This window comes from Hydrocarboniclastica marina (assembly GCF_004851605.1).
Classification (GTDB): Bacteria; Pseudomonadota; Gammaproteobacteria; order Pseudomonadales; family Oleiphilaceae; genus Hydrocarboniclastica; species Hydrocarboniclastica marina.
This window is the reverse complement of record NZ_CP031093.1, coordinates 1551453-1576080: the sequence shown is the minus strand read 5'-3', so window position 1 is coordinate 1576080 and position 24628 is coordinate 1551453. Positions and strand designations below refer to the sequence as shown.

The 24628-nt window shown below is 58.2% G+C and carries 25 protein-coding genes; all 25 read right to left on the bottom strand.

Annotated features, from left to right (window positions below; translation table 11 throughout):
- Positions 1 to 9: 9 nt before the first annotated feature.
- The 25 genes from soil367_RS07020 to soil367_RS06900 all read right to left on the bottom strand — a co-directional run bounded on the left by soil367_RS07020 (position 10) and on the right by soil367_RS06900 (position 24400).
- The gene (locus soil367_RS07020; RefSeq protein ID WP_136548240.1) at positions 10 to 498 is read right to left on the bottom strand and encodes a chemotaxis protein CheW; all 489 of its coding nucleotides are present in this window, start codon (positions 496 to 498) and stop codon (positions 10 to 12) included.
- Positions 499 to 683: 185 nt separating this feature from the next.
- A complete protein-coding gene (locus soil367_RS07015; RefSeq protein WP_136548238.1) occupies positions 684 to 1613 on the bottom strand; it encodes a chemotaxis protein CheW in 930 nt (309 codons plus the stop codon).
- Positions 1614 to 1647: 34 nt separating this feature from the next.
- The gene (locus tag soil367_RS07010) at positions 1648 to 2466 is read right to left on the bottom strand and encodes a ParA family protein (protein ID WP_136548236.1); all 819 of its coding nucleotides are present in this window, start codon (positions 2464 to 2466) and stop codon (positions 1648 to 1650) included.
- A 178-nt stretch (positions 2467 to 2644) separates the two neighbouring features.
- On the bottom strand, positions 2645 to 3436 hold the full coding sequence (motD, locus tag soil367_RS07005; protein ID WP_136548234.1) for a flagellar motor protein MotD: 792 nt from the start codon (positions 3434 to 3436) through the stop codon (positions 2645 to 2647).
- Between the two features lies 1 nt (position 3437).
- Positions 3438 to 4178, bottom strand: a complete 741-nt coding sequence (locus soil367_RS07000) for a flagellar motor protein (protein ID WP_136548232.1) — start codon at positions 4176 to 4178, stop codon at positions 3438 to 3440.
- A gap of 33 nt (positions 4179 to 4211) precedes the next feature.
- Positions 4212 to 5387 carry a protein-glutamate methylesterase/protein-glutamine glutaminase gene (locus tag soil367_RS06995; RefSeq protein WP_136548230.1) on the bottom strand — a complete coding sequence of 392 codons (1176 nt, stop codon included), beginning with the start codon at positions 5385 to 5387 and terminating at the stop codon, positions 4212 to 4214.
- 96 nt (positions 5388 to 5483) lie between these two features.
- Positions 5484 to 7673 (bottom strand): chemotaxis protein CheA, encoded by a 2190-nt coding sequence (locus tag soil367_RS06990; protein ID WP_136548228.1) that lies wholly within the window; start codon positions 7671 to 7673, stop codon positions 5484 to 5486.
- Between the two features lie 24 nt (positions 7674 to 7697).
- Positions 7698 to 8489: a protein phosphatase CheZ gene (locus soil367_RS06985; RefSeq protein ID WP_136548226.1), complete on the bottom strand. Its 792-nt coding sequence runs from the start codon at positions 8487 to 8489 to the stop codon at positions 7698 to 7700.
- An 18-nt stretch (positions 8490 to 8507) separates the two neighbouring features.
- Positions 8508 to 8894 carry a chemotaxis response regulator CheY gene (gene cheY / locus soil367_RS06980; RefSeq protein WP_136548224.1) on the bottom strand — a complete coding sequence of 129 codons (387 nt, stop codon included), beginning with the start codon at positions 8892 to 8894 and terminating at the stop codon, positions 8508 to 8510.
- Positions 8895 to 9131: 237 nt separating this feature from the next.
- On the bottom strand, positions 9132 to 9806 hold the full coding sequence (locus soil367_RS06975) for an RNA polymerase sigma factor FliA (protein ID WP_425459977.1): 675 nt from the start codon (positions 9804 to 9806) through the stop codon (positions 9132 to 9134).
- Between the two features lie 170 nt (positions 9807 to 9976).
- Positions 9977 to 10789 carry a MinD/ParA family protein gene (locus soil367_RS06970; RefSeq protein WP_136548221.1) on the bottom strand — a complete coding sequence of 271 codons (813 nt, stop codon included), beginning with the start codon at positions 10787 to 10789 and terminating at the stop codon, positions 9977 to 9979.
- 141 nt (positions 10790 to 10930) lie between these two features.
- Positions 10931 to 12223, bottom strand: coding sequence for a flagellar biosynthesis GTPase FlhF (gene flhF, locus soil367_RS06965; RefSeq protein WP_136548219.1), 1293 nt, complete (start codon positions 12221 to 12223; stop codon positions 10931 to 10933).
- Between the two features lie 24 nt (positions 12224 to 12247).
- Positions 12248 to 14407 (bottom strand): flagellar biosynthesis protein FlhA, encoded by a 2160-nt coding sequence (gene flhA / locus soil367_RS06960; RefSeq protein WP_136548217.1) that lies wholly within the window; start codon positions 14405 to 14407, stop codon positions 12248 to 12250.
- A gap of 171 nt (positions 14408 to 14578) precedes the next feature.
- Positions 14579 to 15715 (bottom strand): flagellar biosynthesis protein FlhB, encoded by a 1137-nt coding sequence (gene flhB / locus soil367_RS06955; protein WP_136548215.1) that lies wholly within the window; start codon positions 15713 to 15715, stop codon positions 14579 to 14581.
- Between the two features lie 77 nt (positions 15716 to 15792).
- Positions 15793 to 16575 carry a flagellar biosynthetic protein FliR gene (fliR, locus tag soil367_RS06950; protein ID WP_136548213.1) on the bottom strand — a complete coding sequence of 261 codons (783 nt, stop codon included), beginning with the start codon at positions 16573 to 16575 and terminating at the stop codon, positions 15793 to 15795.
- 9 nt (positions 16576 to 16584) lie between these two features.
- Positions 16585 to 16854 (bottom strand): flagellar biosynthesis protein FliQ, encoded by a 270-nt coding sequence (gene fliQ / locus soil367_RS06945; RefSeq protein ID WP_136548211.1) that lies wholly within the window; start codon positions 16852 to 16854, stop codon positions 16585 to 16587.
- A 25-nt stretch (positions 16855 to 16879) separates the two neighbouring features.
- Complete coding sequence (gene fliP, locus soil367_RS06940) at positions 16880 to 17611, bottom strand: flagellar type III secretion system pore protein FliP (RefSeq protein WP_246065574.1); 732 nt, start codon at positions 17609 to 17611, stop codon at positions 16880 to 16882.
- Positions 17612 to 17637: 26 nt separating this feature from the next.
- The gene (gene fliO / locus soil367_RS06935) at positions 17638 to 18126 is read right to left on the bottom strand and encodes a flagellar biosynthetic protein FliO (protein WP_246065573.1); all 489 of its coding nucleotides are present in this window, start codon (positions 18124 to 18126) and stop codon (positions 17638 to 17640) included.
- Positions 18123 to 18641, bottom strand: coding sequence for a flagellar motor switch protein FliN (fliN, locus tag soil367_RS06930; RefSeq protein ID WP_136548207.1), 519 nt, complete (start codon positions 18639 to 18641; stop codon positions 18123 to 18125). The genes fliO and fliN overlap by 4 nt, the downstream gene beginning before the upstream one ends.
- Positions 18634 to 19632, bottom strand: coding sequence for a flagellar motor switch protein FliM (gene fliM / locus soil367_RS06925; protein WP_136548205.1), 999 nt, complete (start codon positions 19630 to 19632; stop codon positions 18634 to 18636). Before fliM ends, fliN begins: the two co-directional genes overlap by 8 nt.
- Before the next feature lie 57 nt (positions 19633 to 19689).
- The gene (locus tag soil367_RS06920) at positions 19690 to 20160 is read right to left on the bottom strand and encodes a flagellar basal body-associated FliL family protein (protein WP_172962292.1); all 471 of its coding nucleotides are present in this window, start codon (positions 20158 to 20160) and stop codon (positions 19690 to 19692) included.
- 284 nt (positions 20161 to 20444) lie between these two features.
- Positions 20445 to 21584, bottom strand: coding sequence for a flagellar hook-length control protein FliK (locus tag soil367_RS06915; protein WP_136548201.1), 1140 nt, complete (start codon positions 21582 to 21584; stop codon positions 20445 to 20447).
- A gap of 114 nt (positions 21585 to 21698) precedes the next feature.
- Complete coding sequence (locus tag soil367_RS06910; protein WP_136548199.1) at positions 21699 to 22040, bottom strand: Hpt domain-containing protein; 342 nt, start codon at positions 22038 to 22040, stop codon at positions 21699 to 21701.
- Positions 22041 to 22213: 173 nt separating this feature from the next.
- On the bottom strand, positions 22214 to 23923 hold the full coding sequence (locus soil367_RS06905) for an ATP-binding SpoIIE family protein phosphatase (protein WP_246065572.1): 1710 nt from the start codon (positions 23921 to 23923) through the stop codon (positions 22214 to 22216).
- Between the two features lie 171 nt (positions 23924 to 24094).
- Entirely contained in the window at positions 24095 to 24400 is a 306-nt protein-coding gene (locus soil367_RS06900) for an STAS domain-containing protein (protein ID WP_136548196.1), read from the bottom strand.
- Positions 24401 to 24628 lie beyond the last annotated feature (228 nt).

Here is a 24628-nt window from a genome sequence, read left to right as displayed (position 1 = left end):
GCTGCGCCCTTACAGGGACGCGACGTCAGCCCACTCCTCGTCCGTCAACATTTTCTCGAACTCGACCAGAATGATCAGTTCACCTTCTTTGTTACACACGCCCTGGATAAAGCGGGCGCTCTCTTCATTGCCTACGTTCGGCGCAGTCTCAATCTCACTCTGGCGCAGATAGACAACCTCTGCCACGGAGTCCACCAGAATACCGATCACCTGGGATTCCGCCTCCAGCACAACAATACGGGTGGCATCGGTCACGTCGGCGTCGTTCAGACCAAACCGGCGCCGGGTATCGATGACTGTCACCACGTTGCCGCGCAGATTGATGATGCCCAGGACGTAGTCGGGCGCGCCGGGTACCGGTGCGATCTCGGTATATCGCAGTACTTCCTGAATACGCATGACGTGGAGACCATAAGTCTCGTCATCCAACCTGAATGTCACGTATTGCTGTACCACGTCTTCCGCCGTCTGACTCTTCTGTGCTACTTGCGATGCCATATCCAAACCTCTCAAAGGGAAACGCTGTACTGTTTAAAGCTGCCGGCGCTCGTGGTCATTATCAGGACCGAAAGCGCGACCGACCGCCTGTCAAAATTTTATCAGCAGTGCCCTTCACTATAGGACACTGCACAAACCGCGCCAGCTTGTGGCCATCGGTTTAATGCAAAGCAGTAGGATCGCCGTCAGGCCTGCAGGTCGAACTTGCGAGTTTTCTCAGCCTGTTCGAGCATGCGGGCGAAACGTCCGACATCGAGCAGCGCGCACATCTGGCTCTTGACGGTTCCGGCGAGCCAGGGCCTGCGGCTGTCTTCGCTGCGCCATTTCACCTGCTCGGGCTTGAGCCGGAACGACTGCGCCACCTCGTCACAGGCGAGCCCCCATTCGCTATTATCAAGTCGGATCACAAAGCCATAGCTCGACTGACCGTCGCTGCGATAGCGGTCTGGCATTACCCATTGGGCCGTGTCGACCACGCGGACGTTACGCTCATTCCGGGTCAACAGGCCCATGAACCATTTAGGCCGGCCAAACAGAGGCGTTAATTCAGTATCAAGCGGATGCACCGCGCCGAGCAGTACCAGCGGAACCGCAAGCTTCAGCCCACCCACGGAAAAGAGCAGACAATCAAATGGGTTCTGCGCCCATTCCGGCCGTCCGTCGACCCAGCGGTTCTGCCGCACTTCCGGCACTGCGGCGGGTTTTACCTCGGCAGGCGTGAGTGGTTCTGGCGCCTTTGCCACCCGCGGCACAATTGTGGCCACGTCAATAGCCAGCGGTGTGGTCACCCGGGCTGCCGCAGGTGCTGGTGCTGGTGCTGGTGCTGGTGCTGAAACGGTCGCCTTGGCCACAAGCGGTTTCACGGTACGCACCGGTTCTGTTTCCAGCTCGGGCTTGGTGGGCGCTCTGGTGACAACTACTTCAGGCTCGGCAGCAGCTGGCGCTACCCGGAAAACCCGCGGATCAAGGACAGGCGGCTCCGCCCACTGCACTTGCTGGACAGGTGGCGGTATCTCCTGTTGTTGAGGCAACAGCAAATCCTGCAGATAGTCGGCGAGCGCGGCCTCGGTATGCGAGGACGCTGACCGATTAGGCTGGGAGCGGTTGTTATTCACGCGAGCTTACCTGATAGATTAGGAAAAATTGTCACTATGCCAATTTCTTGGCAGCGGCAGAAAGCGGTGCCCCGGCGGCCTGAAGCCGAGTTCGAATATCCGCTAGCAACCGCCGGTATGCCCGAACGCCGTGGGTACCCGGCGCCAGAACTGACGCAGGCTTTCCGGCGCTGCTGGCATCCCGGAAGCGGGTATCCACCGGAATCGCAAAGCGCCAGACCTGATCCCCATGGTCGCGCTGCATAGCGTGAAGGCTTTTTATTGACGCTTGGGTGCGGCGGTCAAACATCGTCGGAACAATGGTGTACTGCAGCGCATTGCCCTGCTGCGAGCGCATCACCATCTGCAGCGTATGTAGCATGCGCTCAAGCCCCTTCAAGGCGAGAAACTCGGTCTGAACGGGAATCAGCAGATGCTGTGCGGCAGCAAGCGAATTGATCATCAGCACGCCCAGAGACGGAGAATTGTCGATCAGGACAAAATCAAAATCGTCCCACAGCAGCGCCAGGGTTCTGGAAATGACCAGGCCCATGCCGCTGACACCGACCATGCGCCGCTCAAGCGTTGCCAACGCACTTGATGCCGGTAGCAGCGAAAGATTGTCGAAACCGGTTGGCATGACGAGCTGCCCGGGCAGATCCTCGGGGACTTTTCCCTCGTGCTGAAACAGATCGAATGCGGTCGCGCCCAACGTGTCAGGGTCATGCCCGAAATAGCTGGTCAGGGAGCCGTGAGGATCCAGGTCCATCAGCAATACCCGCTTGCCCTGCTCCGCCAGAAGGCCGCCGAGCGTCACCACGGTGGTGGTCTTGCCGACGCCACCTTTCTGGTTCGCAACTGCCCAGATTCTCACACGCTCACTCCCATGACTGCTTGCCGACTTTCGTCCGCCGCCCGGCTGTTGAGCAAGCCCGAGGGGACACCTTTCTTAGCGGCATGATTCCGTCAAAATTTAGTTTAATCGGATAGTTTTGACAGAGCTTACAAGTATCATGCCAGTCACAGGGAAAAGCGTGTCGATGCGCAGGACCCTATCGCACCACGCCTCGCACCGCGTTATCGCGGGACACCAATAGCACTACGCGTCGGTTCCGTTTTCGTCCGTCGGCGGTATCATTGCGGGCGACCGGCTGGAACTCGCCATAGCCTACTGCAGCGAGACGCTCGGGCTTGATGCCCTCCGCCGCCAACAAGCGAACCAAGGCAGCCGCACGGGCGGCGGACAGCTCCCAGTTGGACGCAAAACCTGCGGTACGAATAGGCACATTGTCGGTAAACCCCTCGACCACAACAGCGTTGTCATGCTCGCTGAGTATCGCAGCGATCGATTCGATCACAGCAAACGCGTCGTAATGAGGTTCCGCTTCGCCGCTACTGAACAGCAGCGAGTCCCTCAGGGTCAGCGCGATCCATTCATCTGTCCGGTCGACGGTAACCAGTCCCTGGGACATCAGAACATTGAACTTGCCGGCAAATTCATCAGCGATGCTTTTCAAAGCTTCGGTGCGGCGTCGCTCCATGCCAGCGGGGTCGGTAGGTCTGACCGTGACCGGCGCGAGCTCCTGCGCAGGATTACTGTCGGCCGATGAGTCACCGGGGCGGTGATCGCCCAGAGGTATGGGGTTGAGGGTTCGGGCTGGCGCGTTGAACACGCCTTCGAGGGTCTCCGAGAGCACTTTGTACTTGCCCTCGTTGACTGAGGATACGGAATACATCACCACAAAAAACGCGAAAAGCAGCGTTATAAAGTCCGCATAGGAGATCAGCCAACGCTCGCGGCTCTGGGTTTCATCAGGCGCCCTGGCTCGCCGACGCGCACGCATACTATTGCAAATACCCGCGCAGGCGGAGTTCTATCGAACGCGGATTCTCGCCTTCAGCCACGGCCATCAGTCCGTCGATCATCATCTCCTGGTAACGGGAGCGCTGCCGCACCAGACTGCGCAGTTTGCTGGCGATGGGAAATAACAGAAGGTTGGCGAAGGCCACGCCGTAGATGGTCGCCACAAACGCTGTCGCTATCCCGCTGCCAAGCGTGGCCGGATCTTCCAGGTTCGTCATGACCTGGATCAGGCCCATGACGGCACCGATAATGCCGATTGTCGGAGAATACCCACCCATGGCTTCGAAGACGCGGGCGGCGTCCAGATCGCGCTCTTCGCCGAACTCAAGTTCCACTTCGAGGATGGCACGCACGGCTTCGGGCTCGGAGCCGTCAACCAACACCTGAAGCCCTTTGCGGGCAAAGGGCTCCGGCTCGGAGTCCGCCAGGCTTTCGAGCCCCAAAAGGCCCTCTTTCCGCGAGCGCAGGCTCCAGCCTATGACTTTATCGAGACCTTCCTCGGGCGCAAGGTAGGGCGGCATGAAAATCCAGCCGAAAATTTTTCCGGCCCGGACCAGCACTGGACGGGGCGTCTGGATGATGATTGCCGCAAGCGTGCCGCCTATGACAATGATCGCCGCTGGACCGTTGAAGAGCATGGCAAGCGTGCCGCCTTCCAACAGATTGCCACCGAGAATGGCCGCAAACGCCAGAACAACGCCTATCAGGCTCAGAATATCCATTTCAGCGCTCCCGCCGGAAAGCCGTTACTGCTGTCATGCGCGTACGGCCTCAACCAGCCGGATTGAAACGGAATCCAGGGGCAGAACCTCATCTACAAGCCCGGCCTGGGCAACCGCCATGGGCATGCCATAGATAACCGACGTTTTCTCATCCTGGGCCCAGACGACCGAGCCCGACTCTTTCATCATGCGGCAGCCTTCCCGGCCGTCGGCGCCCATCCCCGTGAGGATGACCGCAAGCGTTTTGCCGGGCCATGCGCGGGCGAGCGAGCCAAACGTGATATCGACGCTTGGCTTATAGTTGACCCGGTTATCTGCCGGCAGAATCCGTACCTGGCCATAACGCCCCTTCTTCTCGACCATCATCTGGCTTCCTCCAGGCGCCAGAAGCGCGACGCCCGGGCGAAGCTCGTCACCGTTCTCCGCCTGCCGGACTTCGATCTGGCACATCTTGTCGAGCCGATCGGCGAAAGCCGGGGTAAAGGTTGCAGGCATATGCTGCACCAGCACGATAGGCACCGGAAAATTCGCCGGGAGCCGGGTCAGCACGCGCTGCAAGGCGACCGGACCACCGGTTGATGTGCCTATGGCGACGACGCAATAGCTGGCAGGCGGCGTCACGCGCGCGGGCCGCGCGGCGGGCGCACGACCCGATGCGGGCTGGCGCACAGCAGCAGTCTTGTGTTCCTGTGGCTGTGGCGTCGGCCGGGTGTCTTTTCGGGCTGCAGGCTGAACTGGGTGTTGCTGTGCCGGCACTTCTGCGGGAGCGTTTTCAGACACACCCGGCCGAACACTTTTGCCCTGACCAACCCGACTACGGGCGACATCCAGGATTCGGCGCGCAAGTATCCGCTGAAGTTCGCTACTGGAACTGGTGATCTCTTCGAAATTCTTGGGCAGGAAGTCCACCGCACCGGCTTCAAGTGCGTCAAGTGTGACCCGGGCGCCTTCGTAGGTCAGCGACGAGAACATCAGCACGGGCGTCGGACAGGTCCGCATGATTTCGCGCACAGCGGCGATGCCGTTCATCACCGGCATCTCATAGTCCATGGTCACGACATCCGGCCGCAGTCTGGCCACCTGCTCGATCCCCTCTCGGCCGTTACTGGCTGTGCCGATGACCCGGATACCTTCGACGCCGTTGAGTATTTCTGTCAGGCGCTTCCGGAAGAAACCCGAATCGTCGACGACCAGGACGGACACTGTCATTTCACGCTCCATCGACGGGCCATCTGCAGTCGGCCCTATTTTTCAGTTAAGCATGCAATACCGTGCGGCTGCCGGGAGCTGGGCACTGCATTCGTGTCAGGCGTAGTGCTGCAAGAGGCTCGGCACATCGATAATCAACGCTATGCGACCATCGCCGGTAATCGTGGCACCAGACATTCCGGCCGTACCGTGCAGCATTTTGCCGAGCGGTTTGATCACAACTTCTTCCTGGCCAACCAGCTGATCCACAACGAACCCGACCTGTTTGGTACCAATGGCAACAATAACCACATGAGCATTGGTCGAGTCGGAATTGCTCTGACCGCCTTTGACCAGCCAACGCTTCAGATGGAACAGCGGGAACACCCGTTCGCGCACAACGATACATTCGCGCCCGTCGACGATATTCTTGCGGGTCAGGTCCAGATGGAATATCTCGACCACGTTGACGAGCGGCAGGGCAAACGGCTGCTCGCCGAGCTTGACCATCAGGGTCGGCATTATTGCCAGGGTCAACGGGACCTTGATCACTATGCGCGAACCACGGCCGAGTTCAGAATCAACGAAAAGCGTTCCATTGAGCTGACTGATTTTGGTTTTCACCACATCCATACCGACGCCCCGACCAGACACATCGGAAATCATGTCCTTGGTGGAGAAGCCGGGTGCGAAAATGAGGTTGAAGCATTCGTTCTCGGTCAGACGGTCCGCCGCCTCCTGCTCAAGCAGGCCTTTTTCGACGGCTTTACGGCGTAAAACAGCCGCGTCCATGCCAGCGCCGTCGTCCTCGATCACAAGGAGAATGTGGTCGCCTTCCTGTTCCGCAGAGAGCGTGACGGTACCCGTGCGCGGCTTGCCTTTCGCCTCTCGGTCCGCCGGCATTTCTATGCCGTGATCCACGGCGTTGCGGACAAGGTGAACCAGCGGATCGGACAAGGCCTCTACGAGGTTCTTGTCGAGGTCGGTTTCTTCGCCGCTCATGGTGAGATTGATTTCTTTTTTCAGACTGCGGGCAAGGTCCCGGACCACGCGCGGGAAACGACCAAACACCTTCTTGATCGGCTGCATGCGCGTCTGCATCACCGCAGACTGCAAATCGCCCGTGACCACATCCAGGCTGGCTACGGTTTTATGGACCCGCTCGTCTTCGACTTCGTCGCTCAGGCGCTTGAGCCGGTTTCGGATTAGCACCAGCTCTCCCACCATATTCATGATGTCGTCAAGTCGCCGGGTGTCGACACGAACCGTGGTTTCAGCCGCGGGCGCATCCTTGGCAGCAGCATTGGCAGGCGCGTGGGCATTCGCCGGTGTCTGAGCACCAGCGTTTGGGTGGGCTCTGGCCGTGGCCGGCTGGACATTAGCCCCGGGCGCCGCGCCGGGCTTTGCCGCGGGTTTGCCTGGAGCCGCCGCGGTGGGGCTTTTGCCGCTTCCGTGAAGCTCATCCAGCAGGGACTCGAAATCATCATCGTTGATGATGTCGGCGACTGATCCACTTCCACCGGTCGCGTCACCGGCGGGTACCGCGCCACTGGCAGAGGCGGTGTCGGGCACGAACTGCCCTTTGCCATGCAACTGGTCTAGCAGCGCTTCAAACTCGTCATCCGTTATGTCGCCGCCTGCATCCTGGCTAGCACCGCTGCCGGCCAAACCATTTTCAGGCTCGGCAGTTGGCGGCCCCTGGTGCTTGCCCGCGCCGTGGAGCTCATCCAACAGGGACTCGAACTCGTCGTCGGTGATTTCATCGCCTGTGTCCGAGGCCCCAGCAGAAGGCTTCTCGTCTTCAAGTGCGTCAAGCAATGCCTCGAACTCGTCGTCTGTTATGTCGCCTTCTGCAGCACTAACTTCGGCTGGCTCCTCTGGCGCTACGGGTGCGGCTTCCGGCTCGGGTTCATCGCCGGCAGGCGCGGTGTAACGGTCCAGTGCCGCCAGCAAGGCGGGATCGGCCGGCGTCAATGGCTGCTGATTACGGACCTCATCGAACTGGGTGTTGACGGTGTCCAAGGCCTGGAGCACCACATCCATCAGTTCGGAATCGACCCTTCGCTTGCCGTTACGCAACGTATCGAAGACGTTCTCGGCGATGTGGCAGCACTCAACGAGTGCGTCAAGCTGAAGGAAGCCCGCACCGCCCTTGACGGTATGGAACCCGCGAAAAATAGCATTGAGCAGGTCCCGATTCTCCGGATCCCGTTCCAGCTCTACCAACTGCTCGGACAGCTGCTCAATTATCTCGCCCGCTTCGATCAGAAAGTCTTGCAGTATTTCTTCGTCTGCATTGAAGGCCATGCAGTTACTCCTCAGGAAAGCGGTTCAGAATCCGAGACTGGACAAGAGGTCGTCGACATCATCCTGGTTGGAGACGGTATCTTCCCGCTCCTGCGCGTGCATTTGCGGACCTTCGCCTTGCAGGCTATCTGCCGGGGCCGTGCTTTTTTCAAGACCTTCGTGAACGATGCCGGTCAGTTTGTCGACGCTGCCGGCCATCACCACAAGACCTACCAGGCTCTCCTCGACTTCCTTGACGAGGTTGGTCACTTTCGCGATGACCTGGCCGGTCAAGTCCTGGAAGTCCTGGGCCATCAATATGTTCGAAAGGCTGGCGTAGACCTTGTCGGCATCCGACGAAAGCCGATCAAGAAACAGATCGATACGCCCGTACAGTTCCCGGAACTCCGCCGGTTTCATTTCCCGCCGGCGTAATCTCGCCCAGTCTTTGCGTATGGCTTCAGCGTCTTCCTTGATACGGGAAGCCATGGGCATGGTTTCTTCCACCAGGTCCAGGGTCGTATTGGCGGCCTTGCTGGTCATTTCGACGACGTAACCCAGGCGGTCGGACGCGTCAGTCATTTTTGACAGCGCTTCGACCTGTTCCGTGTTCTGGGCATCGATCTGGAAATTTCTGATCGACTCATGGAGACTGCGCGTCAGCCGGCCGACTTCCTGGTAGAGCTTCTGGTCCCGTGCTGAGCCCAGCTCGGCCACGACCTGAAGGGCGGCAGTCATGTCGCCGCTGTCTAACGCAACCTGAAGCCTGCTCGACTGTTCGCGTAGTTGTTCCTCAAACGCGTTATCCAGAGCGCGCTGCTGTTGTTTCTTACTCATGCTGTACTAGCCCACGCGTCAGGATTGGATCCGCTCGAAAATTTTCTCGATCTTCTCTTTCAGCACCGCCGCCGTAAACGGCTTCACGACGTAGCCATTCACGCCGGCCTGAGCAGCCGCTACGATCTGCTCCCGCTTCGCTTCGGCGGTTACCATAAGCACCGGTAAGTGCTTCAGGTTGTCATCAGCACGTACGTGCTTGAGCAGATCCAGTCCGGTCATGCCCGGCATGTTCCAGTCTGTCACCAGGAAGTCATAGCGGCCCGATTTGAGCATAGGCAACGCGGAGTTGCCGTCATCGGCCTCATCCGTGTTGGTAAAGCCAAGATCCCGCAACAGGTTCTTGATAATTCTGCGCATGGTCGAAAAATCGTCCACGATTAGGATCTTCATGTTCTTGTCCAATGCGACCTCCACACAGTCAAAGCGGGACAGCAATACCTAGTGTCCTGTTCAGTCTAGTCGGTTGCTGCCGGGTATCCAGTAAGTCATTGTAAAAAATGCGCTAATATTCGTTTCAGGCGCACGGTATTTGTGCCCCTGACGCCAGAGCGGCAAGCATGGGTTCGGGTAGTCTGATTCTATGGAAGTAATAGCGGCCAGATGGCCAATAACTTCAGTACGGAAGGGGTTGGTTTCAGTTTATTCTTGCCAGTCGCTCATCCTGGCCTTCAGGCGCATTGTCGCCTGACTATGAATCTGGCTGACGCGGGATTCACTAACACCAAGCACGGCGCCGATTTCCTTGAGGTTGAGCTCTTCCTGGTAGTAAAGCCCAAGCACGAGGCACTCACGCTCAGGCAGGCTTTCAATAGCCCGGGCGAGACCAACCCGGAAACTGCTGGACTGCAACGCATCTAGCGGATCGCCTTCCTCGCTATCGTCGAGCACTATCGGCGCGTCACCGGTCTCTTCCATTTCGTCAAGACTGAAGAGTTTGCCGCTGCTCGCATCGCTGATGCAGCTGTAATACTCATCCAGCGACATATTCAGCTCTGCGGCGACTTCTTTATCACGGGCATCCCGCCCTTCCCGCTCCTCGACAGTGCGGATAGCCTGCGCAATTTTACGGGCGTTGCGATGAACTGAACGAGGCACCCAGTCGCCACGACGGATTTCATCAACCATCGCCCCGCGGATGCGAATACCCGCGTAGGTTTCAAAAGAAGCTCCCTGGGTCGGGTCATATTTGCCGACAGCTTCCAGCAAACCGATCATGCCTGCCTGCATGAGGTCATCCAGCTGCACTGAATCGTGCAATCTGCCGAGAAGGTGGAGCGCAATCCGCTTTACCAGAGGCGTGTGCTCACGGACCATCTCATCTGCATGGGAACGACCGTTACGCTTGTAAAGTTCGAGATTTTTCGGCGACGTCATGGTTCCCGACTTTCCGCTATTGTGCGTGCGAATACAACAATCCAGGGGCTCCGCCCTTTAACCGTTTCTGGCCTGACCCGACTGAAGATCCAGCTGATGCAAGTGCCAGACTAACCCTGCACAAGACGTTCCACGAAGAACTCAAGATGGCCCCGCGGTGTTGACGGTAGCGGCCAGTTATCGACCTTCTGCGCAATAGAGCGCATGGCCTGAGAAGCCTTGGCACGGGGATAGACATCGACGAAGGCCTTCTGCTTCTGGACAGCCTTGCGTACCGCCTCGTCCAGCGGCAGGCTGCCCACGTATTGTAGCGCAACATCGAGAAAGCGCTCGGTCACGCGCGCCAGTTTGTCATACAGCACCTTGCCTTCCTGAGGCGTTCGCACCATGTTGGCAAGTACCCGAAACCGGTGGGTGCCGTAGTCCCGGTTCATCAGTTTGATGAGGGCATAGCAGTCGGTGATCGACGTTGGCTCATCGCACACCACCAGCAGAATTTCCTGGGACGCGCGGAGAAAGCTGACGACGCTTTCCGAGATGCCCGCGGCCGTGTCGACGATAAGAACGTCGATGTCGTCGCCCAGTTCGCTGAACGCATTGATGACGCCGGCGTGCTCAAGGTTGCTCAACTGAGTCATGCGCTGGGTGCCCGACGAAGCAGGCACGATACGGATACCGGCGGGACCTGGCACCATGACGTCCCGCAGGCTGCAGTGGCCCTCCAGCACATCTTCAAGAGTACGGTTGGTGGTCAGCCCAAGAAGGACATCAAGATTGGCCAGACCGAGATCGGCGTCCATGACCACGACCCGCCGGCCCATTTCGGCCAGCGAGATGGCGAGATTGACGGAGACATTACTCTTGCCGACGCCGCCTTTACCGCCACTGACGGCTATAACTTGTACCGGGTGTGATCTGCTCATTCCGGGCGCTGTCTCTCGCAACTAGTCTGTGAATTGATAGCCGGCGCTGGACCCATCGGGTCGCTCATGCTCGGGTGCATCGCCTGCCGGACTACGCTTGCCGTTACATCGACTGTGGTGCCGCAGACTGGCGTTTCAGTCTCAGGCTCCCTTTGACAGGAGTGGCGGAGTTTCAGCCAGCGCCTGCAACCGCCGAACAGCCAGCTTAACCAATGCACCGGCTCCAGCGCGATGAAGATCCTGGGGAATCTTCTGGCCGTCCGTGTAGTAGGCCATGGGCAATTGGCTGTCCATGATAAATTCAAGCACCTCACCGACGGTCAGAGCCTCGTCCAGCTTGGTGATGACGCAGCCAGCGAGCCCCATCATCTTATACAAATGCCAGGTCGATTTCATAATTCGGGCCTGGCTGGTCGCGGCCATCAGCAGATAAGTCTGGATCGGGTGCCGGCTGCTGGCCAGCTCATCCATTTGCTCCTGCCAACCACGATCGCTGGCATTGAGTCCGGCGGTATCGATCAGAACCAGCCGCTTGTCGGAAAGCTCGTCCAGCAAGCTGTCCAGGTTATTGGATTCGTCCACCACCCGCACCGGCACACCGAGGATACGCCCGAACACAAACAGCTGCTCGTGTGCGGCGACCCGGTAGCGGTCAGTTGTGATCAGGGCAACCGAATCGGCGCCGTACTTCAGCACATAGCGGGCCGCAAGTTTGCCAAGAGTTGTGGTCTTGCCGGCGCCGGTGGCCCCGACCATGGCGTAAATACCGCCGCGATCCATCCACTCCCGTCCTTCGGCCACCAGGGAGGTGGCGATGCCTTTGAGCGCCGACTTCCAGCTATTATCCAGACGGCCCTGGGCGTGCTCGCCAGCGAGGCTGCCGCTTAACTCGCGGCTCAGTCCCAGGTCCTGCAGCCTTTCCTGCAAACGCTTCTCAACCAGCGACACACGCTCGGACAGAGCCGAAGAAGCAGGGGCGGATGCGCGGCCCTGCAAAAGCTCTCGCAGGGAATGAATTTCTGCACGCATCTCGGCCCAGGCTTCCGGCTGAACCGGGTCCACAGCTGCCGGAGCCGCTGGAGCAACCGGCTCTGGCTGGGCAGCCGGCGTGGCAGCTGCCACAGAGGGGTTCTGGCGGGCAGTGGCACGCTCACGAACGTCCCGAATGTGGCTGCGCGCACGGCCCAGCTCCCCTTCCAGGCGCAAATGGTGCTCGGCCTGAAGCGCCGCTACCCGACCACTGTTAAGAGCCGCAGGATCAGGCACGCCAAACTGCGCGCGTACCTCACCTTCGTTATAGTTGAGTGCCGTCACGATCTCAACGCCATTGTCGACACGACGGTTCGACAGGATCACTGCGTCCGACCCCATTTCATCACGAACCAGCCGAAGGGCCTGGGCCATACTCGGGGCAAAGAAACGTTTAACCTTCATGACTCACTCCTGCTACACATCAGCTTACTGGCCGACTGACGAGACGATGGTAATCTGCTTGTTGTCCGGCATTTCCTGGTAAGAAAGCACATACAGACGCTCTATACCGAATCGCACGAACCTGGCCAACACCGGCCTGAGCGGCGCGGAAACCAACAGGATGGCGGGTTTGCCGAGCATTTCCTGGCGCTGGGCTGCGTCTCTTAACGAGCTCTGCAGCTTCTCCACCAGGTTGGGCTCCAGTACCAGCCCTATTTCATCACCACTGCCGGATTGTTGACTCTGTTGCCTAGACTTAAGCAACATCTGTTCCAACTGTGGATCAAGCGTAATGACCGGTATATCTGATTCGTTTCCGCAGATGCTCTGAATAATCAGCCGACGCAGCGACAGTCGGGCTGCACTGGTCAGCGCCTGAGGATCCTGGCTGCGTGGCTGCACGTTGACGATTGCCTCAGCGATGCTGCGCATATCGCGAATCGGCACCTCTTCCAAAAGCAGATTCTGAAGAACCTTAAGCAACAGACTGATAGATAAAGTATTTGGAATAAGCTCTTCGGACAGTTTTGGCGACATCTTCTCCAACTGATCCAGCCATTTCTGGACCTCTTCATGGCCGAGCAACTCGTGAGCATGTTTCTGCAGGATCTGGTTCAGGTGTGTGGCTACGACAGTGCTGGCATCCACTACCGTGTACCCCAGAGTCTGGGCCTGGTCGCGCTGACTCGCATCGATCCAGGTTGCATCCAGCCCGAACGCCGGGTCTTTGCCGGCAATACCCTCAACCTTGCCAAAAACCTGACCGGGGTCGATCGCGAGTTCACGTTCCGGATGAATTTCGGCTTCGGCCAGGGTGACGCCCATCAGGGTAATGCGGTAGACGTTTGGCATCAGGTCCAGGTTATCCCGGATATGGACTGACGGCATGAGAAAGCCCAGATCCTGCGACAGCTTCTTCCGAACGCCTTTGATGCGTGTCAGCAGCTGACCGCCCTGGGATTTGTCGACCAGCGGGATTAGGCGATAGCCGACCTCGAGGCCAATGATGTCGACAGTGACTACGTCGTCCCAACCCAGCTCCCGGGATTCGCCCGGCGCCGGCAAGGCCTCGCCGGAGACTGGGCCAGCGAGACTCTTGGGTTTGGGTTGCCCTGGCAATGCACGCTGAGGGAACACTTCTGCGTCCTCCTCAACCGCCTGGTCAGCTTTGCGCTTGATCCACCAGGCGATCCAGACAGCACCGCCGCCCATGCTCAGAAACGCCACATGCGGCATGCCGGGAATCAGACCCATCAGCACCAGGATACCGCCGCTGATAGCCAGTGCTCGCGGCGCGGTAAACAGCTGCCCCAGCACCTGGGTGCCCATATCCTGGGCCTTGCCCACGCGGGTCACAATAATGGCGGTAGCGGTGGACAACAGCAATGAAGGAATCTGGGCGACAAGCCCATCACCAATGGTCAGCAGCGCATAGGTTTCAACCGCACTGGAAAAGTTGAGGCTGTGTTGAGCCATGCCGATGGCGATACCGCCAATCAGGTTAATGAACAGTATCAGCAGGCCGGCGATCGCATCGCCGCGAACAAACTTGGAGGCACCGTCCATCGAGCCGTAGAAGTCAGCTTCCTGGCCTACCTCCTCGCGCCGGAGCCGGGCTTCATCCTGGTCGATCAGCCCCGAGTTGAGGTCGGCGTCAATGGCCATTTGCTTGCCGGGCATCGCATCGAGGGTGAAACGCGCGCTAACTTCCGAAACCCGGCCCGCGCCTTTGGTCACAACAGCGAAGTTGATGATCATCAGGATGGCAAAAACGACAATACCGACGGCATAGTTGCCGCCGATCAGCACCGCGCCAAAAGACTCAATTACCTTACCGGCAGCATCTCCGCCTTCGTGGCCATTCATGAGAACGATACGGGTTGAGGCGACGTTCAGAGCGAGGCGCAGAAGGGTCGCAATCAGCAATACCGTGGGGAAGGCGGCAAAATCCATGGGGCGCATCGCATAGACACAGACCAGCAAGACCACGAGGGAAAGCACAATATTGAAGGTGAACAGCACATCCAGCAGGAATACCGGGACGGGCAACGTCATCATGCCCAGCAGCACGATAACCATCAGGGGTATACCCAGGTTCCCGTGCGCCATGGTTCTCATGTTGTTGAATACGGCAGCCCGTTGCATCTAACCGCTCACTCCACCTGAATCAGAAAAAGCGCTGCCGGTTTTTTGACGCCAGGGCAGCTTCAGGAGGAGTATCGCAAGATGCGTACCAACCCGTACTCACGCCGTGCGGGTGCTGTCAGATTGGGGCGGGAAATGTTATCGGGCCTGAGCACCAATAGTCTTGTGGCGTCAGCTGTCGCGCCTGAGCTCATCGGGTATCGGTGTATCAGGCTTCGGTGGGCGGTCGCCCTGCCCCCGGCGGTACTGCCTCAGTTGGTAGAGGTATGCCAGTACCTGAGCTACGGCGATATACAGGCCGCCCGGAATCTCGCCACCAATCTCCGTGGAATGGTAAATAGCGCGGGTCAGCGGCGGCGACTGCAACAGTTCGACTTTATTCTCGCGAGCAATACGCCCTATCGTCAGGGCGATTTCGTCAGCGCCCTTGGCGACCACAATTGGCGCGCCCATGCTCTTGGCATCATACTTCAGGGCGACGGCGTAGTGGGTCGGGTTGGTAATGACGACATCGGCTGTTGGTACGTCCTGCATCATCCGCCGCTGGGACATCTCCATTTGCAGGCGGCGGATGCGCCCTTTGACTTCAGGCTTACCTTCCGTCTCTTTGAACTCATCCTTGACCTCCTGCTTGGTCATCTTGAGTTTTTTCTGATGGCTATAAATCTGGAAGGGAACATCAATCGCTGCTACCAGGATCATCGAGCAGGAAAGCAGGAAAAACGTCCAGCCCACCGTCCAGAGCATATGTTCTATCGCAGGCTCGGGCGCTTCCCATTCCATTGCCAGCAGGTCTTCAACTCGCATGTTGAGTACCGTGAGCGCAATGGTAAGCACCAATGAAACCTTGGCGATACTTTTGACCAGTTCCACTAGGGAGTTAGGGCCGATCATTTTTTTCAGCCCGCTAACGGGATTCATCCGGCTGAATTTGGGCAGTAAGGCTTTACCGCTCAGCAGTATGCCGCCAATGCCGATGGTGCCAACAATGGCTGAGATCGACAGGATAACCAGCAACGGCAGCGTCAGTAGCCCCATGTGCCACCCGGCATCGCGCAGGTGCTCCATCATCTGGCCCGGCTGTTCGATGGCAGACCGGGAAAGCGCGAAGTTGTCCCGCATGATGTCCATCATGCCGCTACCGATGGAGCCGCCGAAGATCATCAGGCCCGCCGCCCCGGTCATGAGTACGGCCATTGTGCCAAGTTCGCGAGAGCGGGCGACCTGGCCGTCCTCACGGGATTTGTCGAGGCGTCGCTGGGTCGGGTCTTCGGTTTTTTCCTGACCGCCACTGCTGTCTTCAGCCATCCTTCAGCAGTCCTCCGTCATGGCCATAACCCCTGTCATAGTCACAGCCCATGGCATAGTCACAGCCCCTGGCATAGTCACAGCCCCGTCTGGAGCTGGCGCAGGAACATGAAGGTATTTTCGCTCAGGGCCATGAACTTGGGCGCCAACCCGCCCAGGAGCACCCAGGTAGCAAAAAGCCCGAACAGCAGCGAGATAGGAAAGCCAATCGCGAAAATATTCATCTGAGGCGCGGCGCGGGTCATCACGCCGAAAGAGAGATACACAATCAGGACCGCAGTCACAGCCGGCAATGCAACAAGCATCGCTGCAGAAAAGACCCAGCTTATCCGGACAATGAGCGCCCAGATGCTGTTGAGGCTAAGCCCATCGGCTGCTACCGGCATAACGCGAAAGCTTTCTATCAGGCTCTCAATAACGACCAGATGACCGTTCAGTGCCAGAAACACCAGCGTGACCGCCACCAGATAGAACTGGGACAGAACAGTAACCTGAACGCCGTTGGACGGGTCCATCATGGAGGCGAACCCAAGCCCCATCTGCATGGCGATAATCTGGCCTGCCACGATAAACACCTGCATCAGCAACGTCACAGCGAAAGCCATGGCAGTACCGATGAGGATCTGCTGGAGTGTTATCTGTACGGCCGTTGCGGAGAGAGGATCTACGGCGGGCACGGGGCCAATCAGCGGTACGACGATAATGGTAATGAGAAGGGCCAGCCCCATGCGGACTCGCACCGGCACCAGATTGGTCCCGATTACGGGCATCACCATGAGAAAACTGGCGATGCGGAAGAGTGGCCAGAGGTGACCACCCACCCATTGCCCGATCTGGTCCGCACTGATCTCAAGAGGCATAGCCCGCCCTCACCCGATAAGGCCCGGAATGTCCATGAGGATGCCGTTGAAGTGGTCCAGCAGCCGATCAAGCATCCAGGGGCCCATCACCATGATCACCAGCAAGGTTACGATCAGGCGCGGCAGGAAGCTGAGTGTCTGCTCGTTGATCTGGGTGGCGGCCTGAAAAACGCTGACGATGAGGCCAACGATAAGCCCGGGCCCGATGATAACCAGGGCCATAAGCACAATCAGACTCATCCCGTCGCGGATGAGGTCAACGGCGGTTGCAGGCGACATCCGATACCTCCGTGCGTAAGGCGGACTACATCCCGTAGCTCGCCGCGAGTGTACCCATAATCATCGACCAGCCGTCCACCAGAACAAACAGCATGATCTTGAACGGCAGGGAGATGATAACGGGCGACAGCATCATCATACCCATGGCCATCAGAACGCTGGCCACCACCATGTCGATGACAAGGAAAGGTATGAAAAGCATAAAGCCGATCTGAAAAGCGGTCTTGAGCTCACTGGTCACGAAAGCGGGCATCAGAACCCAGAATGAGACGTCTTCCGGGGTTTCGTAGGTGGCGTCCGCGATGCGGATAAACATCGCCAGGTCGGCTTCGCGCGTCTGGGAAAGCATGAACTCCCGGAACGGCAGGCTGGCTCGCTCCAATGCCTCCAAAGGTTCCAGCTCCTCAGCCATGTAAGGCTGCAACGCCTGCTCATTTACCTGCTCCAGCACCGGCGTCATGATAAAAATAGTCAGAAAAAGCGCCAACCCCAGCAGGATCTGGTTGGACGGCGTGGACTGCAGCCCGATGGCCTGGCGGAGGATCGCAAAGACCACGATGATCCGGGTGAAAGAGGTCATCATCATCACGAACGCCGGCAGAAACGACAGTGCCGTCATGAGGAAGAGGACCTGCAGGGTTACCGAATACTGCTCGGTACCGTCTTCCCCTGGCGTCACGGTGAATGCGGGTATCCCTTCGGGTGCGGCAAAGGCCGGCTGCGCAACCAGAAGCAGCCCCACAAGAATGGTAAACACGCCAACTAACAACCGCCGCCCGACCCTCACTCCGTGTTCCCTTTCTGTTTGGTTCCGCGGCCCTGATTGACAACGCCCTTCGACAGCATGGCCTGCAATCTTGACGCGAAATCGCCGTTGCCGCCGGTGCCCGCGGCATCAACGACAGGCTCGTCAAAGACGTGAAGCGTTCTGATGGATTGGGCAGTGATACCGACCAGTAACTGAGTCCCCCCGACTTCCAGCAAGGCAATACGTTCCCGTTGCCCGACCGGCAACACCGCAATTGTTTTTACGGCATTGTTGTTGGGACCTTGCATGCCCTGCAGGCGACGGACCAGCCAGGCCGATAAAAATATCACCGCAAGCACGGCGAGCAGGCCCAGAGCCACGCTACTCATGTTCTCCCAGGGCGTCGACGGTGCGGGCGCAGCCTTCGGCTCGGCCGCCCAGGCCGGGCCCATGCTGGCAATGAGAAACGCGATACACAGCCCAATGCGACCGTAAGGCAAGCCCATGTGTTTCGTTAGCGTCATTTGGTCAACTTTCGAATGCGTTCTGATGGACTGATAACATCCGTCAGCCGGATGCCGAACTTCTCGTTTACCATGACCACCTCGCCGTGGGCTATGAGCATACCGTTCACCAGGACGTCCAGAGGTTCGCCGGCCAGACGGTCAAGCTCGAGCACAGAGCCCTGGTTGAGCTGCAGGAGATTGCGGATCGGAATACTGCTGTTCCCCACTTCCATGGAGATCGTTACGGGGATGTCGAGGATGACATCCAGGTCCGGGTGTGTACCGTTTGCAGGTAGGGTTGACTCTTCAAACTCTTCCATTGGTGCGCTTTGCACGTTTTTCTGGCCTCCTTTGGCCGCCCCGCCCTGTTGTTCTTTAGATTCCGCGGCGGACTGCTGCGCCAGTGCGGCGCCCCAATCATCGTCGTCCCCGTCCTGGCCGTCTCCGGTTTCTTCCATGGCTGCTTCCCATTCGGCGGCGAGTTTTTCGTCTTCGCTCATCTCGCCAGCTTTTTTCTTCTCTTCGTCAGCCATTTTTCTTTACCTTTCCTGATTTTACCAATCTTGCCAGGTCGGCCCGTCCGGTCACTTTCAAGGCCAGGTTACCGTCACGGGTTCCCAATTTTGCGTTGTATACCGGTACCCCGTTGGCCGACAGCGTTACATGCTCCGGCATTTCCACGGGGATGATATCGCCCGCGTTGAGCTTGGCGACGTCCCGTAACGAGATCTGACGCTTCACAACGGTTGTTTTTATGGGCACCTGCACGTCCATCACGTCCCGCTGCAGAGCATTTACCCAACGCTCATCCACTTCATCCATGTCACTCTGAACACCGGCATCGAGGATTTCCCGGATGGGCTCAATCATCGAATAGGGAATGGCGACATTCAACTCGCCGCCGCCGCCATCGAGCTCTATGTGGAAGGTACTGACAACGACCACTTCACTCGGGCTGACGATGTTGGCCATGGACGGGTTGACCTCGGAACTCATGTAGTCGAATTCGACTTTGAACACCGGACTCCAGGCTTCTTTCATGTCCTTAAAGACGGGCTCGAGCACCATCTGAACGATACGGATTTCAGTCGGTGTAAACTCCCGACCCTCAATCTTGGCATGGCGACCATCACCGCCGAAAAAGTTATCCACCAGCTTGAACACCAGCTTGGCGTCCATGATAAACAGCGAAGTGCCGCGCAAGGGCCGTATCTTGACCAGGTTAAGACTTGTAGGCACGTAGAGCGTGTGGATGTATTCACCGAACTTCATGATCTGAATGCCGCCGGTCGAGACGTCGGCGTTTCTGCGCATCAGGTTGAAGAGGCTGATACGGGTGTACCGGGCAAACCGCTCGTTGATCATCTCAAGAGTCGGCATCCGCCCACGAACGATCCGGTCCTGCGTGGCCAGGTCATACTGCTTGACACCACCAGGTTCCGAGTGGTCCTCGGTATCGATATCGCCATCGTCGACTCCGTGTAGGAGTGCGTCGATCTCGTCCTGAGACAACAGGTCCTGCATAGTTTATCGTCCCGTCATATAGCGAACGTCACGCATGAGCGCCCGCAAAAAAAGTCATCACTGCAAGACAAAGTTGGTAAATAACACCCGCTCGACCGGCGCCGCGCCTTCCGCTGCGAGTGTATCATTGAGGACCTGCAGCGCTTCGGCCTTCAATGCTTCACGACCGTCGGCGCTCTGTAGCGCCATGTAATCCCCGCGGCCGAACAAGGCCAACAGGCGGCTTCTTAAAAGCGGCGCATGGGTGTTAAGTGCGGCCTCGACCGCGGAGTCCCTGTACGCCAGCGCCACAAAAACCTGAAGATGCCGAGCACGGTTTTCGCTGGCGACTGTGGTCACGAACGCTTTCGGAAAGGAGAAATATTGCAGGGGCTCGGGCACCACCGTTTCCGCTTGAGCCTCCTCGCCCTCTGCCTCGTCATTCGACCCCGACAATACAAACATGGTCGCCCCGACGGATATCGCAACGGCGACGATTACCAATACTGCAGCAATCAGGATGGTTTTTAACGACTTTTTTTCGGCCATGTCAGAAATCCGGCGCATCTACGTGGTTTGGAAGAGGAGGAGCAAAGGTCGTGCCAGCTCCCAACTGAATCAAGCGCTCGCGTTCCGTAGCGAGGAGAACCCGCGCGGGTCATTAGTATAGAACAGACAGGCAAAAACCTCTGGCAGATGCGGAACAGGCGCCTCTTGGGAGGCGTCAGCAACCGGCATCTGGCAGAGGCGGGGCATTAAAGTGGTTGGCGTGTCCTGGCCCAGCGATTGAGATGTCGGGCTCAGGTGTCAGGTTTCAGGTGTCACACGTTTGTTCAAGCGTAGGTATCAACCTGACTGCGCCATTGGACATGCAACTCGCCCGTATTCACGGCGTCTCCGCTGAGCTCACCCAGCGTATCACCGTCAGCGCCGGACCGGCTCTGTTGGCCGCCGTCATCGCTTTCCCCTTGCGCCTGACGCTGCTGTCCGGCTGGCTGGTCGGAAACGTCCATCCTGGCCAGGTTCATTCCGTTCTCCTGCATCATGTCGCGGAGCCGGTTTCCGTGGAGTTCGAGGAGATCGCGCACCGTCGGGTTTGCGGCGTGGACAGAAACGGAAGCCTGATCATTCTGAACACTGACGCGCACGTCCACCGGCCCCAGATCCGCCGGATTCACGTGTATCTCGGCCAGGGAGATGCGCTGACTCGCCAGCCAGGATATTTTGCCCGCCATCTTGTCGCCCCAGTCCCCCTGTTGAACAGGTGTGTCGACGGTGGTTGAGTATTGCCGGATGACAGCCGAACCTTCCCGAATCTCCGCGCCACGGGCACCCGTCGTCAAACTGATGCCGGGCGTTTCGAGCGATTGTGCAAGTTTGCCGTCTGCCGCTTCCGCCAGGGTCGCCTTGAATGCCTGGGGATCAATCGCTGTCATGGTATTGGCAGCCGCGCCTTCACCGGGCTTCACCGCTGCGCCACCTTGCGCCATCTGCAGGAAGAACTCCCGGGCACTGCCTGCAGACCCCGCAACCGCAGGCGCAGCTACTGATGGCAAAGCGTTGCCGCTGGTGACCGGCTGCGCGGCGGGCATGAACAACGCCAGAACGCCGTCGATTGCTTCAACTTCGTCGGGCGATTCAACCGGGAGCTTCTCTTCCGCTGCAACTGCTTTTGCAGCGGGTTTTGCCGATGATTTCGCCGCAGGCTCACCCGGGCGCTTGGCCGCCGGCTCTTCTGCATCAGTCGTGGCTTTCTCTTTCTTGGCGGCGACGTCCTCCGGCCCGGCCTTGTCAGGACGCTGGTTTTCAGGACGAGCCTGATCAGCGCGCCCGGGCTTCCGGTTGGCTTCGGACAGATCTGCCTGAACCTTTTCAAAAGCGCCGGGCTCGGCCGGACCAGCAGCGCTCCGCGGGGAAGATGATTTGTCGGGTTTGACGCGGGTGATGTCAGGTAATAACGCGGATTCAACCATGGCAGAAATTTGCCTCTTGCAGCAGGGAAAATGATCTTTCCTGTTAGTTAGCAAGATCAGTGCCAGCAGAGGTTGGGCTAGATCCCAGAAGCACTCTCCCGAGATAGCCGAAGCTCAATGGTGGATGTAGGAATTCAATTGCTCGGCGACAATCTCGAATTCTGACTGGATAACCTGAAGATCTTTCTGGGCGCCGCCCAGGTCTCCGCTACGGCCTGTACGTTCCGCGCCGGCGCAGAGCTGTCCCAGCCGCATCGCACCAATATTGATACAGCTGCCTTTGAGACTGTGGGCGGTCCGCGCGTATAGCTCGGGGTTGCCTGCTTCGGCGGCGTCCGCGAGGGCCGAGATACGCATACGGGAATCGTTGAGATAGGTTCCCAGGAGTGTTTCAAAATCTTCTTCCATCACTTCCCTGAGCTCTGCCAGGGCTTCGTGATCAAGGTGCTCGTCCATGCGTCCTCCACTACGACCGTTTTTGTTGTTCTTCGCTACGCAGTTGACACTCCGCCCCGGACCTCAACCACATTGCGGAAGGTGGGGCGAACCAATTAATCCGTGAATCACCGTTCAACTAAATCAGACATCAAACATAAGGCGGCGATGGTCGGGAAGTCAAAACCAACACTTTACAGCGACGTTCGCCGCCAGCGGTAACTGACGTTTACGGCCCGTCCTGCTTCGCTCCAGTGGACCTCGTCGCATAACGACCGCAGCAGGGCGATGCCACGGCCCGAATAGCGGGACTCTGCACCTGACAGCGGCTCCAGCGTCGACACATCGAAGCCCTCGCCGGTGTCCTCCACGGTGATCCTGAGCTGGCCGCCCTCATCGTCAGGAAAATGTTCTATGTCAAACCGGATGCTGTCTGTTTTGACGGAGCGCAGTCGTCTCTCACGCTCGGCGTAATATGCGCTGAAACCTTCAGCAGAATGCTTCTCTTCCGACGAGAGCTTGAGAATGCCGTGCTCAAGGGCATTACTGAAGAGCTCAGTCAGAATCGTAAAGACAACGCCACTGTGCAGCCTCAACCCGGGCACTTCAGTGCAGATTTGCAGAAGCATCGGAATGGGGTTGAAGTCCCGCAGGGTTTCGTTACGGACTTCGTAACTCAGGCGCCAGTGTTTTGGGCCGATGGCAGGAATGTCGGGAATCGGCCGGCTGCCCAGAAACATATCCTCGGGCACCATCACGATCTCGACGAGCGTGACGTCATCCTGTTCGCGCCTGTCCGGGCCGAAGCCTGTAAGGGCAGCAACTATCCCGTCGAAGGCAGCGCCCGGGTCCACACAATTGCGGATCACATTGCGTAAACGCTCGAGCCCGAACATGTCGCCGTCCGGACGGGCTGCCTCCAGCAAACCGTCGGAAAAGAACAGAAGGCGCTCGCCAAACTCAAGAGTGTAACGCTCACAAACTACCGAAAAACGCTCCGGGGTGAGGACACCCAGGGGCAGATGCCGCGATTTCAGAAGCGTGTGTTTACCGTGCTGTCCGACCAGATAGCCTTCGGGTAGCCCGCCGTTCCAGACCTCGATCTGCTGGGAATGGAGATTGACGTCGATCATCGCCGCACAGCAGAAAAGCCCGGTTGGCAGAATACGATGAAGTTTGGTGTTGATCTCGCGCAGAATATCGCTGATCGCAAAGCCTTTTGCCGTCATCCCATAGAAAATTTCGGCCAGCGGAACGGCGCCGATGGCAGCCGGAAGGCCATGGCCGGTGAAGTCACCGACAAACAGGTGAAACCCGCCGGCGGGCTTGGGTGAAGCAAAAAGGACGTCGCCGTTGAAGATGGACCGAGCGGAAATGAGGTAGCGTATATTCGGCGCGTCGAGGCAGCCAGAATGCGCAATATTGTCAAAAACGTTCCGTGCGGTGGATTGCTCACGCACCAAGCGGTCGTTACGCGCCTGAATCAGGTCCCGCTGATGTTGTACGGTTTCATGCATGAGTCGCATGCGGTTGAACGCTTTGATCTTCGCAGCCAGAATTGTGCGGTTGTATGGCTTGGACAGAAAATCATCACCGCCCGCGTCCAGACAGCGGGCCAGTGCGTCAGCATCAGAGAGCGAGGTCAGGAAGATGATTGGGACGAGCGCTTCGCCTGCTAGAGCTTTGATATGCTGGGCGGCCTCAAAACCGTCCATTCCTGGCATAACCGCGTCGAGCAGAACTAGATGCGGACGTTCTTTATTGAACGCCTCAATAGCTTCTATGCCGTTGGTTACCGGAAACACGTCGTGTCCCTGGTTGCGGACAATCGCAGAAAGGATCGCTCGGTCAGTGTCACTGTCGTCGGCAATGAGTATGCGCAGTCGCCGCGGATGCGAACCCAACAAGTGACTTTCCTGTGCCGATACCATACACAAGCCTCGCCTGCTCAGCCGGCGCCGGAATGACTTTCAGACGCCCGGGGGAGCACTCTGTACTCCGCCGAACACGTACAACGGTCCAGAAAACAACCGGTGGCCCTCGCTTCGGATAAGCCGGGTACCAGTCCCTTGCCTCTACTCGACCCGGAACAACTGTTCAAAATTGGATATGGTCAATATACGCCGTACGTCTTCGTTGCAATTGTCGAGGGTCACACGGGCCTGGTCCCCCCCGGCATAATCGCGGAGCAAAAGCAGCATACCCAGAGCAGAGCTGTCGAGATAGGTTGTACCGCTCATATCGACAATGTACTCATCGACCGTTTTACCGCCGCCTTCGTAGGCTTCCCTGAATGCCTGATGAGAGCTGAAGTCGAACCGACCGTCAATGCGAATTCTCAGGGTGGTCCCATCATGGTTGCGGCTTGTGGTTATAGTCATAACGCCCCCGATAATTGAACTTCTGCACGACAAGGCCCAATCTGCCAAACCCCGACTGCCCGATAACGTCTGTCCGAAGGTCAGCGGTTCCGTAACCGGAAAGAGTCAGTAAGTTATTAAATTTCTGACGATAATGGTAGTACTGCAACTCAAAAACAGATCTGAAACTCAACAACACTATTGCCAGGATGGCGAAATTACATGCAAGCCCTAACAATTAACAACATT